13 protein-coding genes and 1 pseudogene are annotated in these 12,454 nt (G+C 68.6%); 12 read left to right on the top strand and 2 right to left on the bottom strand.

Going from position 1 to position 12,454, the window contains the following annotated elements; all coding sequences use genetic code 11:
- The 10 genes from AC1DCG_RS04445 to AC1DCG_RS04400 form a co-directional block, all read left to right on the top strand.
- Positions 1 to 1,307, top strand: a 1,307-nt coding sequence (locus tag AC1DCG_RS04445) for a chemotaxis protein CheA (protein ID WP_477041390.1), incomplete at its 5' end; no start/stop codon positions are given.
- Between the two features lie 4 nt (positions 1,308 to 1,311).
- Positions 1,312 to 1,779 carry a chemotaxis protein CheW gene (locus AC1DCG_RS04440; RefSeq protein ID WP_165258920.1) on the top strand — a complete coding sequence of 156 codons (468 nt, stop codon included), beginning with the start codon at positions 1,312 to 1,314 and terminating at the stop codon, positions 1,777 to 1,779.
- Positions 1,779 to 2,657 carry a CheR family methyltransferase gene (locus tag AC1DCG_RS04435; protein ID WP_165258918.1) on the top strand — a complete coding sequence of 293 codons (879 nt, stop codon included), beginning with the start codon at positions 1,779 to 1,781 and terminating at the stop codon, positions 2,655 to 2,657. The genes AC1DCG_RS04440 and AC1DCG_RS04435 overlap by 1 nt, the downstream gene beginning before the upstream one ends.
- Positions 2,658 to 2,659: 2 nt before the next feature.
- Positions 2,660 to 3,688: a protein-glutamate methylesterase/protein-glutamine glutaminase gene (locus AC1DCG_RS04430; protein WP_116569535.1), complete on the top strand. Its 1,029-nt coding sequence runs from the start codon at positions 2,660 to 2,662 to the stop codon at positions 3,686 to 3,688.
- A gap of 4 nt (positions 3,689 to 3,692) precedes the next feature.
- A complete protein-coding gene (locus tag AC1DCG_RS04425) occupies positions 3,693 to 4,082 on the top strand; it encodes a response regulator (RefSeq protein ID WP_058347350.1) in 390 nt (129 codons plus the stop codon).
- Positions 4,079 to 4,654: a chemotaxis protein CheD gene (locus AC1DCG_RS04420; RefSeq protein ID WP_058347349.1), complete on the top strand. Its 576-nt coding sequence runs from the start codon at positions 4,079 to 4,081 to the stop codon at positions 4,652 to 4,654. Before AC1DCG_RS04425 ends, AC1DCG_RS04420 begins: the two co-directional genes overlap by 4 nt.
- Before the next feature lie 5 nt (positions 4,655 to 4,659).
- Positions 4,660 to 5,049: a chemotaxis protein CheU gene (locus AC1DCG_RS04415; RefSeq protein ID WP_165258916.1), complete on the top strand. Its 390-nt coding sequence runs from the start codon at positions 4,660 to 4,662 to the stop codon at positions 5,047 to 5,049.
- 7 nt (positions 5,050 to 5,056) lie between these two features.
- Positions 5,057 to 5,659: a response regulator gene (locus AC1DCG_RS04410; RefSeq protein WP_165258914.1), complete on the top strand. Its 603-nt coding sequence runs from the start codon at positions 5,057 to 5,059 to the stop codon at positions 5,657 to 5,659.
- Positions 5,656 to 6,111 carry a chemotaxis protein CheE gene (locus tag AC1DCG_RS04405; RefSeq protein WP_477030914.1) on the top strand — a complete coding sequence of 152 codons (456 nt, stop codon included), beginning with the start codon at positions 5,656 to 5,658 and terminating at the stop codon, positions 6,109 to 6,111. Before AC1DCG_RS04410 ends, AC1DCG_RS04405 begins: the two co-directional genes overlap by 4 nt.
- A 256-nt stretch (positions 6,112 to 6,367) precedes the next feature.
- Positions 6,368 to 9,223, top strand: coding sequence for a TonB-dependent receptor (locus AC1DCG_RS04400; protein WP_477030915.1), 2,856 nt, complete (start codon positions 6,368 to 6,370; stop codon positions 9,221 to 9,223).
- A 235-nt stretch (positions 9,224 to 9,458) separates the two neighbouring features.
- Here AC1DCG_RS04400 and AC1DCG_RS04395 read toward each other — a convergent pair whose 3' ends face one another.
- Positions 9,459 to 10,088: a TetR/AcrR family transcriptional regulator gene (locus AC1DCG_RS04395; RefSeq protein WP_477041389.1), complete on the bottom strand. Its 630-nt coding sequence runs from the start codon at positions 10,086 to 10,088 to the stop codon at positions 9,459 to 9,461.
- 319 nt (positions 10,089 to 10,407) lie between these two features.
- Between AC1DCG_RS04395 and AC1DCG_RS04390 the strand changes: the two genes are divergently transcribed.
- Positions 10,408 to 11,232, top strand: a complete 825-nt coding sequence (locus tag AC1DCG_RS04390) for a UDP-2,3-diacylglucosamine diphosphatase (protein WP_101720624.1) — start codon at positions 10,408 to 10,410, stop codon at positions 11,230 to 11,232.
- Complete coding sequence (locus tag AC1DCG_RS04385) at positions 11,232 to 12,323, top strand: glycosyltransferase family 4 protein (protein WP_165258909.1); 1,092 nt, start codon at positions 11,232 to 11,234, stop codon at positions 12,321 to 12,323. The genes AC1DCG_RS04390 and AC1DCG_RS04385 overlap by 1 nt, the downstream gene beginning before the upstream one ends.
- Here the strand turns inward: AC1DCG_RS04385 and AC1DCG_RS04380 are convergent.
- A pseudogene (locus AC1DCG_RS04380) lies at positions 12,310 to 12,384 on the bottom strand (hypothetical protein); the annotation flags it as partial. The gene AC1DCG_RS04385 and the pseudogene AC1DCG_RS04380 overlap by 14 nt on opposite strands.
- Positions 12,385 to 12,454 lie beyond the last annotated feature (70 nt).

Raw genomic sequence — 12,454 nt, 5'->3', positions numbered from 1 at the left:
TCGCCGCGCCGGTCGCCCCGCCCGCTCCCGTCGCCGCCGCGGCTGCGGCCGCCGCGCCCGCCGCCAAGGCCCAGCAGATCGACGTCCCGGGTCCGGGCCAGTCGGTCATCCGCGTCGATCCGGAACGCATCGACCGCCTGATCGACCTGGTCGGCGAGCTGGTCATCAACCAGGCCATGCTGGCGCAGCGCGTCGGCGAATACGGCATCGCCCCCTCCTCCAACCTGGCCATGGGCCTCGACGAGCTGGAACAGCTGACGCGCGAGATCCAGGACAGCGTCATGGCCATCCGCGCCCAGCCGGTGAAGTCGGTGTTCCAGCGCATGCCGCGCCTGGTCCGCGAAGTCGCCAGCATGACGGGCAAGCAGGCCCGCCTGGTGATGGACGGCGAGAACACCGAAGTCGACAAGACGGTCATCGAGCGTCTGTCCGACCCGATCACCCACATGCTGCGCAACGCCATCGACCACGGGCTGGAAAGCCCCGAGGAGCGCAAGGCGGCCGGCAAGAATCCGGAAGGCGTCGTGAAGCTGGCCGCCCTGCACCGCAGCGGCCGGATCGTCATCGAGGTCTCCGACGACGGCAAGGGCATCAACCGCGAGCGCGTCCACTCGATCGCGATCAAGAAGGGCCTGATCTCGCCGGAACTGCAGCTGACCGACGAGGAGATCGACAACCTGATCTTCCTCCCGGGCTTCTCGACCGCCGACAAGATCTCGGACGTCTCGGGCCGCGGCGTCGGCATGGACGTGGTCAAGCGCTCGGTGCAGGCGCTGGGCGGCCGCATCTCGATCACCTCGCGTCCGGGCCAGGGCTCGACCTTCACGCTGAGCCTGCCGCTGACCCTGGCCGTCCTCGACGGCATGGTAGTCGACGTCGCCGGCGAGACCCTGGTCGTGCCGCTGGCCGCCATCGTCGAGAGCCTGCGTCCGAAGCCGGAAGAGGTTCGCCCGCTGGGCCCGGTCGGCTCGGTGCTGGCGGTTCGCGACAGCTTCGTGCCGCTGATCGACGTCGGCCTGACCCTGGGCTACCGCGAGGCCTCGCCGCCGCCGACCGAAGGCGTCGTGCTGCTGGTCGAGGGCGAGGACGGTTCGCGCGCGGCCCTGGTGGCCGACGCCATCCACGGCCAGCGCCAGGTGGTCATCAAGTCGCTGGAGCAGAACTACCAGCAGGTCGACGGCGTCGCCGCCGCGACGATCCTGGGCGACGGCCGCGTGGCCCTGATCCTCGACGTCGACGCGGTGATCAGCCTGCGTCGCCGCGAGCCGCCCCGTCCCGTCGAACCCACCCTGATCGCCGCGGAATAAGCCGATGTCAGAAGAAATCATCACCACCGGCGCCGAACGCCGCGAGCTGATCTCCTTCCGCGTCGGCGACCAGGAATACTGCGTGGACATCATGGCCGTCCGCGAGATCCGCGGCTGGAGCCCGGCCACGACGCTTCCGCAGTCGCCCGGCTACATGCGCGGCGTCATCAACCTGCGCGGCGCGGTGCTGCCGATCATGGACCTGGCCTGCCGTCTGGGCATGCCGATGGTCGAGCCGACCGTCCGCAGCGTGTTCATCGTGGTCAAGGCGGGCGACCGCATGATCGGCATGCTGGTCGACGCGGTGTCGGACATCCTGTCGATCACCGACGACCTGGTTCAGCCGACGCCGGACGTGGCCTGCGACGCCGTTCGCAGCTTCATCCGCGGCATCATTTCCATCGACGGCCGGATGATCAGCGAGATCTCGCTCGATCGCCTGCTGCCCGAACGCGAGGCCCTGGCCGCCTGATGACCTTCGCTTCCGCCCCAACGGATCGCCGCGAAGCCATCGTCGATGGCGAGTTCGCGTTCACGACCCAGGACTTCAAGCGCATCGCCGAAATCCTGTACGGCATGGCCGGCATCAGCCTGCCCGACACCAAGGCCACGCTGGTCTATTCGCGCCTGGCCAAGCGCCTGCGCGCGCTGGGCATGCGCTCGTTCAAGGAATACTGCGCCTTCGTGACCAGCGACCCGGGTCGCGACGAGAGCCAGGAGATGCTGCGGGCCCTGACGACCAACGTCACCCGCTTCTTCCGCGAGCCGCACCACTTCGACGACCTGCGCGCCAACATCCTGGAGCCGATCGCCGACCAGGTGCGCGCCGGCCGCCGGCTGCGTCTGTGGTCGGCCGCCAGCTCGTCGGGCCAGGAGCCCTATTCGATGGCCTTCACGGTGCTGTCGGTTTGGCCCAATGCGGCCGAACTGGACATCCGCATCCTGGGCACCGACATCGACACCAACGTCCTGGCCACCGGCCGGGCCGCCGTCTATGACGAGCACCTGCTGGAAGGCGTGTCGCAATCGATGCGCGGCCAGTATTTCGAGCGTGATCCGAGCGACCGCCGCGCCTGGCGTGTCTGCGAGGCCGCGCGCAGCCTCGTCGCCTTCCGCGAGCTGAACCTCAACGGTCCGTCGTGGCCGATGAAGGGTCCGTTCGACGCCATTTTCTGCCGGAATGTCGTGATCTATTTCGATGAACCGACCCAGGAGCGGGTCTGGAGCCGTTTCGCGCCGCTGCTGGCGCCGGGCGGCAAGCTCTATGTCGGCCACTCCGAACGCGTCGGCGCCAACGTGCGCGGCTTCGAGAGCTGCGGCCTGACCGCCTATCGCAAGACGGGGGTCTGACCATGGCCAAGATTCGCACCCTCGTCGTCGACGACTCGGCGACCATGCGCGGCCTGATCACGGCCGCCCTCAACCGCGATCCCGAGATCGAGGTGGTCGGCGCCGCCGGCGACCCGTTCGAGGCCCGCGGCATGATCAAGGCCCTGAACCCCGACGTCGTGACCCTCGACATCGAGATGCCGAACATGAACGGCATCGAGTTCCTCGAGAAGATCATGCGCCTGCGGCCGATGCCGGTGGTCATGGTCTCGAGCCTGACCCAGGCCGGGGCCGAAATGACCCTGCGCGCGCTGGAGCTGGGCGCGGTCGACTGCGTGGGCAAGCCCACCACCGCCACCGGCACCGCCGAAGCCCTGGCCGAAGTCGCCGAAAAGGTGAAGACCGCGGCCCGCGCCTCGGTCCGCACCAAGGCCGACGCGCCCGCCGCTCCGGCCCGCCGCGGCGCCTACCTGCCCTCGGGCGACGTGGTGGCTATCGGCTCGTCGACCGGCGGGGTCGAGGCCCTGCTGACGATCCTGTCGCAGTTCCCCGAGACCTGCCCGCCGACCGTCATCACCCAGCACATGCCGGCCACCTTCACCGCCAGCTTCGCCGCGCGCCTCGACCGCGCCAGCGGGGCCAAGGTGCAGGAAGCCACCGACGGCGCGCTGCTGGAAGTCGGCAAGGTCTATGTCGCCCCCGGCGGCGCCACGCACCTGGAAGTCGTCCGCTCGGCCGGCCTGCGCTGCCGCCTCGTGGCCGGCGACCCGGTCAGCGGCCACCGCCCCTCGGTCGACGTGCTGTTCCGCTCGGTGGCCCAGGCCGTCGGCGACAAGGCCGTCGGCGCGATCCTGACCGGCATGGGCCGCGACGGCGCGCAGGGCCTGCTGCAGATGCGCCAGGCCGGCGCCCGCACGGTGGGCCAGGACGAAGCCAGCTGCGTCGTCTACGGCATGCCGCGCGCCGCCCAAGAAATCGGGGCCGTGGAGAAGCAGGTTTCCCTGTCCTCCATCGGCCAATCCATCCTCGATCTGGCCTCCGCGAGGCGATAGTCCCATGCCCCAAGCAAGCTCCATTTCCGTTCTCGTCGTCGACGATCAGCTGACCATGCGCGCGCTGATCCGCAACGCGCTGCAGCAGATAGGCTTCAAGGACATCCGCGAGGCGCCCGACGGCGAGGAGGCCCTGAAGAACCTCCTGGCCAAGCCGGCCAACCTGGTGATCTCGGACTTCAACATGCCGAAGATGGACGGCCTGGCCCTGCTGCGCGCCGTGCGCTCGCACCCGCCGATCCGCCAGACCGCCTTCGTCATGCTGACCGGCCGCGCCGACCGCGAACTGGTGCAGCGCGCCGTGCAGTTCGGCGTGAACAACTACTGCGTCAAGCCGTTCACCGTGCAGGGCCTGCGCGACAAGATCGAGCAAGTGTTCGGACAGCTGACATGATCGGCAGGGATTATTCTCACGACGACGAGCTGCGCGCGACCAAGGTCCACGTGACCCAGGGCGAGAGCCATGTCTCGACCGACCCCAACGTGGTGATGACCACGGTGCTGGGCTCGTGCATCGCCGCCTGCATCCGCGACCCCCAGGCGGGCGTCGGCGGCATGAACCACTTCCTGCTGCCCGACGCCGGCGACGGCCGGGGCGGCAGCGGCGGCGACGCGGTGCGCTACGGCGCCTACGCCATGGAACTGCTGATCAACGGCCTCTTGAAGAAGGGCGCCCGCCGCGAGCGGCTGGAAGCCAAGATCTTCGGCGGCGGCAAGCTGTTCGACAGCCTGTCGGACGTCGGCGCCAGCAACGCGGCCTTCGCCGAGCGCTTCCTGCGCGACGAAGGCATCCCGATCGTCTCGTCCAGCGTCGGCGGCGTCTCGGCCCGCCGGGTCGAGTTCTGGCCGGTCACCGGCCGGGTGCGCCAGCGCCTCGTGGCCGTCGACAACGCGCCGCAGGAAGTGCGTCGTCCCGCCCCCATTCCCCAGCCCGCGTCCAACGCCGGCGACCTGGAGCTGTTCTAGTCCTCATGACCGCCCCGTCGACCGCCGCCGCCGATATCCTCGTCTCGCCGGATCACCAGCTTCCGGTGGGCGAGCTGTCGCGCCGGCTGGCGGCCGAACTGGCGGCCGCGGCGACGATCTGCCGCGAGTGCGAGCACGTGGCGGGCGAGCTGGCCACGGGCGGCGCGGCGCTGGAGAACATCACCCGCCTGCAGGCCCTGGACGAGCTGAGCCAACGGCTGCACGGCCTGTCGGACGTGCTGGCCCGCATCAGCCAGCACGCTTCGGGCGAATGGAGCCTGTCGGTCGACCCGCTGCTCGAAGGCCTGGGCCTGGCCGACCTCGTCGTGCGCCTGCGTTCGGACCAGGAGCATTCCGGCTGGGGCGCCGAGGCCGGCGAACTCGACTTCTTCTGAGGCCTCGATGCCCGAGCCGCTCAATCCATCGACGCGGATAAATCTCGAGCGCGCCACCGTGCTGGTGCTCGACGACAACGGCGCGTCCCTCGACATCCTGTCGGGCGTCGTCTCCGGCTTCGGCGTGCGCACCCTGCACCGCGCGGAGTCGGTCAGGGACGCCCAGGCGCTGGTGAAGATCCACACCTTCGACCTGATCATCAGCGACGTGCAGATGCCCGAGGTCGACGGCTACGAGTTCATCCAGTGGCTGCGGCGCGAGGCGCCCGAGCAGAACCGCTACGTCCCGGTGATCCTGGTCACCGGCCACACCCGCATCTCGCAGGTCTTCAAGAACCGCGACGCGGGATCCAACTTCACCGTCGCCAAGCCGATCACGCCCAAGATCCTGTTGGAGCGGATCTTCTGGGTGGCGCGCGAGGAGCGAGCCTTCATCGAGTGCGATACGTACATCGGGCCCGATCGACGGTTCAAACACGAGGGGCCGCCGCCGGGGACGGACGGCCGACGCAAGGACGACCTTCAGGGGGAGGTTGGGGATGCCCAGGAGCCCAACATGTCCCAAGAGGAAATCAACAATCTGATGAAGGTCGCGAAGGTGCAGATATGACCGTTCGCAAGTTCCGTCCCCCCAACCGCCTGGCCTCGATGATCAAGGACCGCGGCGGCATCCTGGCCAAGGACGCCCTGGCGGCCGCAGAGGCCAATGTCGAGACCCTGCGCGAGAGCTCGCTGGCGGCCCTGGACGCGGCGCTGGAGGCGATCGAGGCCCGTTTCGGTCCCGGCGCCCCCGATCGCGGAAGCGAGGAGTTCGAGACCCTCTACACCATGACCCTGAAGGTCGTGGACGTGTCCGGCTTCGCGGCCGACGCCGGGGTCGACGAGGCGGCCGTCTCGCTGTGCGCCCTGGTCGACGCCTGCGCGGAAGCGCAGGCCTGGCGCTGGGACGCCGTCGATGTCCACCTGTCGGCCCTGCGCCTGCTGCGCAACGTCGGCGCCAGCCTGCCGGCGGAGCATCGTCGGGGCATGCTCGACGGCCTGCACAAGGTCGTTCAGCGCTGAAATCCACGCTTTCGTAGCGCCGGCGCCACGCTCGCGCCGGTCGTTACAACTGTTACCGGTCCCATCACTTGATGCGTCCTCCGGTGTTTGTTACGCGTTCGTTGCTACCGGTGTCAGAGAACTCCAACAAGGAGTGACACCGGTTTCCAGAATGACGGCCGAGAACGGTCGCGTGGGAAGGACGCGGGACTGTTTCGAAGCCACGGCGGGGTCTCTCCAAGGCCGCGCCGCAACGAAACGAACGGGAGGAGGACAAATGTCTTACGGACATCAAGCGCGCCTGCGCGCTCTGAAGATCAGCGTCTCGGCCGGCGCCGTCGCCATGGCCCTGGCGGCCGCGGGCTCGGCCATGGCCCAGGAAGCCCAAGCCACCACCGAAAGCGACGCCGTCGAGGCGGTCGTGGTCACCGGCTTCCGCAACAGCCTGGCCAAGGCCCTCAACGTCAAGCGCGAGGAAGCCGGGGCCGTCGACTCGATCCTGGCCGAGGACATCGGCAAGTTCCCCGACCTCAACCTGTCGGAATCCATCCAGCGCATCCCGGGCGTCGCCCTGGCCCGCGACGGCGGCGAAGGCCGCCAGATCTCGGTGCGCGGCCTTGGCCCCCAGTTCACCCGCGTGCGCATCAACGGCATGGAAGCCCTGACCACGGCGGGCAGCGCCGACTCGTCGGGCGGCACCAACCGCGGCCGCGCGTTCGACTTCAACATCTTCGCCTCGGACCTGTTCAACTCGATCACGGTGCGCAAGACCGCCGAAGCCACGACGGAAGAAGGCTCGCTGGGCGCCACGGTCGACCTGCGCACCGCCCGCCCGTTCGACTACAACGGCTTTGCGATGTCGGCCTCGGCCCAGGCCGGCTTCAACGACCTGTCGGAGAAGACGACGCCCCGCGGCGCCTTCATGATCTCCAACACCTGGGCCGACGGTAAGCTCGGGGCGCTGTTCTCGATCGCCTACACCAAGCGCAAGACCGTCGAGGAAGGCCACAGCACCGTGCGCTGGGCCACCGGCAACGCCTTCTCGCCGGGCTTCGACGCCCTGCCCCAGACCAGCGGCGCCAACGCCGGCACGCCGGGCCTGGTCAATCCGGCCGCCGCCGCCAACAACGCCGCCCTGCACCCGCGCTTCCCGCGCGTCGACCGCTTCCAGAACGACCAGGAACGCCTGGGCGCCACCCTGGCCCTGCAGTTCCAGCCGTTCGAGGGCACGACGATCTCGTTCGACGCCCTCTACGCCGACCTGAAGGGCACGCGCGAGGAATCCTACCTGGAGGCCCCGTCCTTCAGCACCGGCGGCGCCTGCACGGCCGCCAACGCCGCCACCAGCTGCGGCATCGCCGACACCAACGTGGTCTCCTCGACCATCCAGGACGGCGTGATGGTCAAGGGCGTGTTCGACGACGTCGACCTGGCCGTCGAGAACCGCTTCGACAAGCTGCGCACCAAGTTCACGCAGTTCTCGCTGACCGGCGAACACCAGATCAGCGACAACTTCACGATCAACGGCTTCGTCGGCCACTCGGAGTCGGACCACACCAACCCGATCCAGACGACGCTGCGCTTCGACTACTTCAACGTCGACGGCTACGGCTACGACTACACCGACAGCCGCAATCCGAAGTTCAACTACGGAAACGCCTCGCTGACCGACCCGACCAAGTGGCGCCTGACCCAGATCCGCCTGCGCCCGCAGACGGCCCTGAACACCTATGACGCCGCCCAGGCCTGGGGCGTCTACAAGCTGAACGACACCTGGACGATCAACGCCGGCCTGAACTTCAAGCAGTACGACTTCGAGACCACCGAGATGCGCCGGACGGTGGGCACGACCACCAACCAGGAAACGGTGATCCCGGCGGCCATCGCGGCCATGTCGCTGGCCAACTTCTCGACCCTGGCCACCCTGGGCGGCACCCAGACCATCATCCCGAGCATCGCCAAGGCCGTCTCGGCGCTCAGCCTCTACGACCAGACCGCCTACGGCGGCGCCTTCCGCCTGGGCTCGGAGCCCTCGCTGGGCAACAACCGCAGCGTCGCCGAAGAGAACCGCGGCGGTTACGCCCAGGCCGACTTCCGCACGGAAGTGGGCGACTGGGGCCTGCGCGGCAACTTCGGCGTCCGCTACGTGAAGACCAAGCAGTACGCCACCGGCTACACCTATGTCGGCGGCGCGCCCGTCGCCATCTCGTCGGGCCGTGAGTACGACGACACCCTGCCGTCGATGAACCTGGTGCTGGAGCCCAGCGAGAACTTCCTGATCCGCTTCGGCGCGGCCAAGGTGATGTCGCGTCCGGACCTGGGCAGCCTGACCCCGGGCTCGACGGTCAGCGTCTCGGGCACCGCCCGCAGCGTCACCGCCGGCAACCCGAACCTGGATCCGTTCCGCGCCAAGACCTTCGACCTGGCCTTCGAATGGTACTTCCAGAGCCAGGCCCTGCTGTCGGTCGCCCTGTTCCAGAAGAACATCGACAGCCTGGTGCAGACGGTCACCACCTCGACCACCTTCACCGGCAACCCGTTCGGCATCCCCGACAGCGTCGCCATCGCCGCCTGCGGCACGACGGTGGGCTGCAGCCCCTCGGCGCAATGGAACTTCTCGACCCCGGTCAACACCGACGGCGGCAAGGTCAAGGGCTTCGAGGTCAACTACCAGCAGCCGTTCAAGTTCCTGCCCAGCTTCCTGGCCAACACCGGCGTGCTGCTGAACTACACCTACGTGAAGTCGGACGTGAAGTACGTGAACTCGGCCGGCGCCGTCGTGGCCTCGACCGACCTGACCGGCCTGTCGCGCAACGGCTACAACGCCACGCTCTACTACGAAGACGCCAAGTGGAGCGCCCGCGTCTCGGCCTCGTACCGCGACCGCTACCTGACCCGCGTGCTGGGCCAGGAGAACACCACGGCCGCGCCGATCCCCTATGACGGCACCAACGAGACCTTCAACGTCGACGCCTCGGTGCAGTACACCCTGAACGACCAGTTCAAGATCACCCTGGAAGGGGTGAACCTGACCGACGAATACCAGGACCAGTTCACCGGCACCCAGAACATGCCGGTGGTCTACCACCACACGGGTCGCGAGATCCTGCTGGGCCTGCGCTACAAGTTCTGATCCGGACTTAGGAAGCGCCCCGCCTTCGGGGGGAGGCGGCGGGAAGGGGCGTCGGCGAAAGCCGGCGCCCTTTTTCGTTGGAACCTCCCCCTCTGGGGGAGGCGATCGCGCAGCGATCGGTGGGGGGAGCGAGTGCGAAATCGGCCGTCCCCTCGGAAGCTGATAACGTCCCCCTCCGGCCCTCCGGGCCACCTCCCCCAGAGGGGGAGCTGTCGGCGCAGCCGACTGAGGGGGGTCAGTCCGGCCAGAGGTCCTGGATGTCGCCCTTGCGGTTGAGCATGTGGGTGGCGCGCTTGATCAGCATCAGCAGGCGCTCGCGGCGGCCCTCGCCGTCATAGGTGAGCGTCGTGCGGGCCAGGCCCTCGAGCATGAAGCGGGCGAGGTCGCGGCTGGCMTGGAAGCGCGGGCCGGCGCCGGCGTGCAGGATCTTCAGGAAGTGGTCGCCGGCCTGGGCGCGATCGAACTCGGCCTGGGCCGGCGCCAGCAGGGCCTGGATGGCCGGATCGGTGCGGCCGGCGGCCTCCAGCTCGGCGAAGGCCAGGAACGGCTCGCTCTGCAGGAGGTCCCAGTAGCTGTCGATGGCGTGCTCGGTGACGTCGGCGCCGGCCGGGATGCTGTCGGCGGCGGCGCGGAACAGGGCCGAGCGGGCGGCCTGGACGTGGGCCACCCCGGCCTCGACCAGGGCTTCGCGGGTCGGGAAATGATAGAGCATCGCCCCGCGCGTCAGGCCCGCGGCGTCGGCGATCACCGGGTTGGTGGCCGCGTGGTAGCCGATCTCGGCGAACAGCCGCATGGCGCAGTCGAGGATGCGCGCGCGCGTCTTCAGCGACTTGGGTGTGTCCTTGGCGAGGCGGGCGGCGTCCATCGGGGTCATCTAGTGCGGACGATGCTGCGCTGCAACAGTCGTTTTCCCAATCAATGCAAGGGATCGCGGCGGTTTCAAGTCGTCGCCTGAGCGCCCGCCGCAACGGCGCCGAGTGATCGAAAGTCGAGCTTACCCGACGGCGCCCCGCCCACCAACCCGCCGATCGACCCGCCACTGGCCGCGACACCCTGCCGCGTCCGGCGCCGAACCCGGACGGTTTCATCAAAGCGACATGCAATCAGCTTATCCGGCTGGCTGTTCTCGCTTGGGGAAAGACGGTCGTCGCGGGGGCGGCCCGTCACAGCGCTGGGGAGCCGTCATGGCCGCCGACACCGAGATCCGCCGCTATCGCAGCATCTTCATCAGCGACATCCACCTGGGCACGCGCGGCTGCCAGGCCGAGCTGCTGCTGGACTTCATCCGCCACGTGGAATGCGACAAGCTGTACCTGGTCGGCGACATCGTCGACGGCTGGAAGCTGCGCAGCGGCTGGTACTGGCCCCAGAGCCACAACGACGTGGTGCAGAAGATCCTGCGCCTGGCCCGCAAGGGCGTCGAGGTGATCTACGTCCCCGGCAACCACGACGACCGCGTGCGCGACTTCTGCGGCACCCATTTCGGCGGCGTGGTGGTGGCCCGCGACGTGATCCACGAGGCCGCCGACGGCAAGCGCTACCTGGTGGTCCACGGCGACGAGTTCGACGGCGTCGTGCAGCACGCCAAGTGGCTCGCCTTCCTCGGGGATTGGTCCTATAGAACCATCCTCATGCTGAACACCTTGCTCAACCGCGCGCGGCGGAGGATGGGGTTCGGCTACTGGAGCCTCTCGGCCTACCTGAAGGTCAAGGTGAAGAACGCGTTGCAGTTCATCGAGAACTTCGAAGCCGCCGTCGCCGACGAAGCCCGTCGCCGCGGCGTCGACGGCGTCATCTGCGGCCATATCCACAAGGCCGAGATGCGAGAGATCGACGGTATTCTTTACGTCAACGACGGTGACTGGGTTGAAAGCTGCACCGCTCTGGTGGAGCATATGGACGGCCAGCTCGAAATCCTCGAATGGTCCAAGATGAGGTCCTGGTCGGTGATCGACCGGGCCCGGGCGCTCGCCGTCGAGCCCCCGTTGCCGGAGCCTGCCGCCGCCTGATGCGGATACTTCTCGCCACCGACGCATGGGAACCGCAGGTCAACGGCGTGGTTCGGACCCTCACCAAGGTGATGGCCGAGCTTCGCGCCATGGGCCATGAGGTGGACGTGGTCAGCCCTGACCAGTTCCCGACCTTCCCGCTGCCCACCTATCCCGAGATCAAGCTCGCGATCGGCGCCTACGAGCCGGTGCAGGAGCGCTTCAAGTCGTTCGAGCCCGAGGCGATCCACATCGCCACCGAAGGTCCGATCGGCCTGGCCGCGCGCCGCATCTGCCTGGAATGGAAGCTGCCGTTCACGACCAGCTACCACACGCGCTTTCCCGAGTACGTCTCGGCCCGCCTGCCGCTGCCGCTGGCGGCCGGCTACACCTACATGCGCTGGTTCCACAAGCCGTCGGGCCGCCTGATGGTGGCCACGCCCACCATGCGCGACGAGCTGGTGCGCCACGGCTTCCGCAACATCTCGCCCTGGTCGCGCGGCGTCGACACCGACGTCTTCAAGCCGCGCGCCGAAGGCGAGCCGGACCTGTTCGAGGGCCTGGCCCGACCGATCTTCCTCAATGTCGGCCGCGTGGCCGTCGAGAAGAACATCGAGGCCTTCGCCAGCCTCGACCTGCCGGGCACCAAGGTCGTCATCGGCGATGGTCCCCAGCGCGAGGAACTGGCCGAGAAGTATCCCGAGGTGAAGTTCCTGGGCGCCAAGTTCGGCGACGAGCTGGCCCGCCACTTCGCCTGCGCCGACGTCTTCTGCTTCCCGTCCCTGACCGACACCTTCGGCCTGGTGATCCTGGAGGCCATGGCCGCGGGCGTGCCGGTGGCTGCGTTCTCGGCCCCCGGCCCGATCGACATCATCCCCGGCTCCGGCGCCGGCGTGCTGGCCCCCGGCCAGACCGACGGCCTGCGCGAGGCGTGCCTGGCGTGCTTGGACATCGACCACGCCGCGGTGCGCAAGTTCGCCGAGGGCTTCTCTTGGCGCGCCTGCGCCGAGGAGTTCTTCAAGAACCTGCAGCCCTACCCCGAACCGGAAAAGACCCGCTTCTGGCGGCGCCTGCGCCGCCTGGCGCGGATCCGGCGCAAGACGGCGGCCTGACCCCAATCCTCCCCCTGAAGGGGGAGGTGTCGGCGAAGCCGACGGAGGGGGATGTGGCCTGTGAGCCAGCGCCCCCTCGTCGTCAGCGGGAACTTCCCCCTCCGGCCCTCCGGGCCACCTTCCCCTTCGGG

The sequence above is a fragment of the Caulobacter sp. 10L414 genome (assembly GCF_056395525.1).
The sequence above is the reverse complement of the archived record's forward strand: the minus strand, read 5'-3'. Positions and strand labels throughout refer to the sequence as shown.